Genomic DNA, 1,109 nt, shown 5'->3' on the forward strand with positions numbered 1-1,109 from the left:
CGGGCCCCCCCCCCCCCCCCCCCCGGGGGGGCGCCCCCCCCCCCGCCCCCCCCCCGGCCCCCCCCGGGGGGCCCCCGGGCCCCCCCGGGCGCTCGCCGCACGGCCCGAGACCGCGGGCCGCCCGCTGGGCGGCCGCCTGCTGACCACCCGCACGGGTGAGGGCTTCGTGGACCGGGTCGACCCGGCGGCGCTGCAGACGCCCGCGGTGAAGGCCGCGCTGGCCTCCGTCGCGCGGATATGTCCCGCCTTCCTCCCCCGCCAGGTGCTGCGGGAGGGCAGCCGGCACATCCTGATCGCCGGCACCATCGGCCGCGCCCCGGTGGTGGCCAAGTGCCTGGCGCCGCAGGCGGCGAGGGACGAGAAGCTGGTCGAGCGGTTCCACCACGAGGTGGCGGTGTACCGGGCGTTCGTCCGGCACCGTCCGCCGGTGCGGCTGCCGCGGCTGGTCGCGGCCGACCACGACCGGTGCGTGCTGGTGCTGGAGCGGATCCCGGGCCGTCCGGCGGCGCGCGAGCGGCACCCGGTCAACCCGCCGACCCCGGGCGAGGTCCGGGCGATGCTCGGCGCGGTGCGCACCCTCAACATGTGGCGCCCGCCGTCCGACGTGTTCGGCAAGCCGCTGGACTACCAGGTGGAGATCGCCCGGTTCCACTCGGTGGGCCAGCTCACCGACCGGGACGCGGGTGACCTGCGCCAGCTGCTGCACGGTCTGGCGAACACCACCTGGCAGCTGTGCCACGGCGATGCCCTGCTCGGCAACATGCTGCTGGCGCCGTCCGGCCCGGTACTGCTGGACTGGGAGGAGGCCGGCTGGTACCTGCCGGGCTACGACCTGGCGGTGCTGTGGAGCGTGCTGTCCGGCGACACGGCGGCGCGCCGCCAGATCAGCCAACTCGCCCAGAGCGGGGGCACGCTGGCCCGCGACGCGTTCCTGGTCAACCTGGTGCTGGTGCTGATGCGGGAGATCCGTCTGCACGACGTCCCGGGCGCCGGCGAGGAGCAGCGGATCATGATCCGCCGGCTGTACGACGACGCGGGGCTGGCGCGCCGGGCGGTGCGGGCGGCGGTCGGCACCCGGTGACCGCGGCGCGCCCCGCCGGGGTCAGACC

The 1,109-nt window shown here is 77.5% G+C and carries 1 protein-coding gene; it reads left to right on the top strand.

Translation table 11 applies throughout. The annotated features are described in order from the left end of the window. The first annotated feature begins 166 nt into the window (after positions 1-166). Entirely contained in the window at positions 167-1,081 is a 915-nt protein-coding gene (locus tag ACFV0G_RS31530) for an aminoglycoside phosphotransferase family protein (protein ID WP_380555400.1), read from the top strand. Positions 1,082-1,109: the final 28 nt, after the last annotated feature.

The organism is Kitasatospora sp. NPDC059571, assembly GCF_042735675.1.
Classification (GTDB): domain Bacteria; phylum Actinomycetota; class Actinomycetes; order Streptomycetales; family Streptomycetaceae; genus Kitasatospora.